Source organism: Hydrogenophaga sp. 70-12 (assembly GCF_001897365.1).
Taxonomy (GTDB): domain Bacteria; phylum Pseudomonadota; class Gammaproteobacteria; order Burkholderiales; family Burkholderiaceae_C; genus Hydrogenophaga; species Hydrogenophaga borbori.
In genome coordinates this window covers 1-1,589 of sequence record NZ_MKSS01000278.1, presented here as the reverse complement: position 1 = coordinate 1,589, position 1,589 = coordinate 1, and the positions used below count along the sequence as shown (strand labels likewise).

The following is a 1,589-nucleotide window of genomic DNA, read 5'->3' as shown; positions in this document are numbered from 1 at the left end:
GTGCGCGTGACCAACCGCACCGCGCGCTTCCTGCGCCCGGCCGAGGGCATCGAGCGGGTCTACCGCGACGCGGCCATCGCCCTGGCCAAGCGCCACCCCTTCGCGCGCGCCCTCGTCAACACCGGCCGCATGGCCGTGGCCAACCCCTACACGCAATCGCGCATCGTGCAGTACGCGCCCGGCAGCGCCGCGGGCCAGTCGGTCCAGAACGTGGCCTTCCGCTGGGCCAACGGCCAGGCGGGCCGCATGAACCAGCTGCTGGACTGGGCCGGCGGCGAACTGCTGCTGCTGTGCTTTGGCGCGCTGGATGCGCCCGCGCTGCGGCGCCTGCGCGAGGTGCTGGCCACCACGCCGCTGCGCGCGGTGCAGGTGCCCGCCGGCCGCGCCCCGGCCCAAGCCAGCGAACACGTCCGCGACCCGCAGGGCCACCTGCGCGGCGCCTGCGGCCTGGCCGAAGGCGACGAACCCGCCTGGGCCCTGGTGCGGCCGGACGGCTACCTCGCCGCCAGCGGCGGCGCCATCGACGGCCGCCTGGTGCAGGCCATTGGCCTCACCCTGGGCCTCACCGGAGTGCACGCATGATCACCACCCCCCACTGGCAGGACGCCGACACCTTCTACGAGCAGTTGCTGGACGCGCAGGCGGGCCTGTCGCCCGAGCAACTCCAGGCGTTCAGCGCGCGCCTCATCCTGCTGCTGGCCAATCAGGTCGGCGACGCGGTGGTGCTGGCCGAGTGCATCCAGGCCGCCCGAGAGGCCGCCTGAGAGCGCCGCCAAGCCCCATGCCCCGGGGGGTGGCGGGCTAAAATGCCCGCTTCCCCCCGTCATCTCCAACGGCATCCCACGGGATGCCGTTGCCATTACTGGCGTCCCCCATGACCGACACCGTGCAGCAACCCGGACTGGCCTCGCTGGCCAAGTCCTTCGAACCCGCCCCCATCGAAGCCCGCTGGGGCCCCTGGTGGGAGCAGCGCGGCGTAGGAAAGGCCGGGTTCCGCGGCACCGGCGAGGCCAAGGCCGGCGCGCCCGCCTTCTCCATCCAGCTGCCGCCGCCGAACGTGACCGGCACCCTGCACATGGGCCACGCGTTCAACCAGACCATCATGGACAGCCTGACGCGCTACCACCGCATGATGGGCGCGAACACGCTGTGGGTGCCGGGCACCGACCACGCGGGCATCGCCACCCAGATCGTGGTCGAGCGCCAGCTGCAGGAACAGGGCCTCAAGCGCCACGACCTCGGCCGCGAGGCCTTCACGCAGAAGGTCTGGCAGTGGAAGGAAAAGAGCGGCGACACCATCACCACACAGATGCGCCGCATGGGCGACACCGTGGACTGGTCGCGCGAGTACTTCACCATGGACCCCAAGCTTTCGGCCGTGGTGACCGAAACCTTCGTGCGCCTGTACGAGCAGGGCCTCATCTACCGCGGCAAGCGCCTGGTCAACTGGGACCCGGTGCTCAAGTCGGCGGTGAGCGACCTGGAGGTGGAGAGCGAGGAGGAAGACGGCTTCCTCTGGCACATCCGCTACCCCCTGGCCGACGGCAGCGGTTCGGTGGTGGTGGCCACCACGCGCCCCGAAACCATGC

2 protein-coding genes and 1 pseudogene are annotated in these 1,589 nt (G+C 71.4%); all 3 read left to right on the top strand.

Annotated features, from left to right (window positions below; all coding sequences use genetic code 11):
* Positions 1–582, top strand: a pseudogene (locus tag BGO22_RS15290) (FAD-binding monooxygenase); the annotation flags it as partial.
* Positions 579–764: a DUF2783 domain-containing protein gene (locus BGO22_RS15285; protein WP_070397383.1), complete on the top strand. Its 186-nt coding sequence runs from the start codon at positions 579–581 to the stop codon at positions 762–764. The pseudogene BGO22_RS15290 and the gene BGO22_RS15285, both read left to right, overlap by 4 nt.
* Before the next feature lie 110 nt (positions 765–874).
* Positions 875–1,589, top strand: a 715-nt coding sequence (locus BGO22_RS15280) for a class I tRNA ligase family protein (protein WP_286851551.1), incomplete at its 3' end; no start/stop codon positions are given.